The sequence below is a fragment of the Peribacillus sp. YIM B13482 genome (assembly GCF_042787975.1).
GTDB lineage: Bacteria > Bacillota > Bacilli > Bacillales > DSM-1321 > Peribacillus > Peribacillus simplex_A.
Window position 1 is genome coordinate 1 of the sequence record NZ_JBHZPF010000145.1, and the last position, 1,086, is coordinate 1,086.

The 1,086-nt window shown below is 42.0% G+C and carries 1 protein-coding gene; it reads left to right on the forward strand.

What is annotated here, in order from left to right:
• Nucleotides 1-164: 164 nt before the first annotated feature.
• Nucleotides 165-1,076: an IS3 family transposase gene (locus ACFX4L_RS25380; RefSeq protein ID WP_377387665.1), complete on the forward strand. Its 912-nt coding sequence runs from the start codon at nt 165-167 to the stop codon at nt 1,074-1,076.
• Nucleotides 1,077-1,086 lie beyond the last annotated feature (10 nt).

Sequence of the window (1,086 nt, forward strand, 5' to 3'; positions counted from 1 at the left end):
CTTACGGAACGCCGTGGAAAAGGAAGTACAGGACGCCCCACTTCCAAGCCACAGTCTGTAGAAGATCAACTTAGGAAGGCCGAGGCGAGAATCAAATTCCTTGAAGCAGAAAATGACTTCCTAAAAAAGCTGGAAGAGCTAGAAAGGCAGGCTCTGAAAAAGAAATGATTCTAACTGCTGCTGAGAAGTTCTATCTGATTGAAAGGACGATCAGAATACACCAATTAAAGAAGGCTGTTTCTTATCTATGCAAATTGGCTGGTGTAAGTCGAAGTGGCTACTATGATTGGTTAAAGGCAGCTCCTTACCGTGAGCTTCGTGAAGAACAGGATGAATTGGACATAGAATTGATCAGAAATATTTTCATCAGTAAAAAGGAAAAAGTAGGCGCCCTCCAAATCAAAATGATTATGGAGAATGACTACTCGGCCGTCATGAATCATAAGAAAATCAGACGGTTGATGACAAAATATAATCTCCTAGCGAAAATCAGAAGGGCCAACCCGTATCGGAAGATGGCCAAGGCAACCAAGGAGCACCTTACTTGTCCAAACCTCCTTAATCGTGAATTCAATCAGGAGGTGCCAGGGAAGGTCCTGCTTACTGACATTACCTATCTTTATTATGGGAAAGGCCAAAAAGCGTATTTATCCTGCGTAAAAGATGCCGCCACAAAAGAAATCGTTACGTACCATTTATCTACTTCATTAGAAATGGATATCGTTTACGAGACTTTAAATAAGCTAAAGCAGGCTGTGTGTCACGAGTTCCATCCGAGTGCAATCCTTCATTCTGACCAGGGGTTCCATTACACCCATCCGCTATTTCAACGCAAAGTGAAGGAACTTGGGATAACCCAATCCATGTCCCGCAAGGGAAACTGTTGGGATAATGCGCCAATGGAAAGTTTCTTTGGCCACTTTAAGGATTTGGCAGAATATAAAACATGTACTAATTTAACGGATGTGAAGGAAGAAATTGATCGAGTTATTGAAGAATATAATGAACATCGTTATCAATGGGGGCTAAGGAAAATGGCCCCGGTACAATACCGGGACCATTTATTAGCTGCTTAGGCACTTTTTT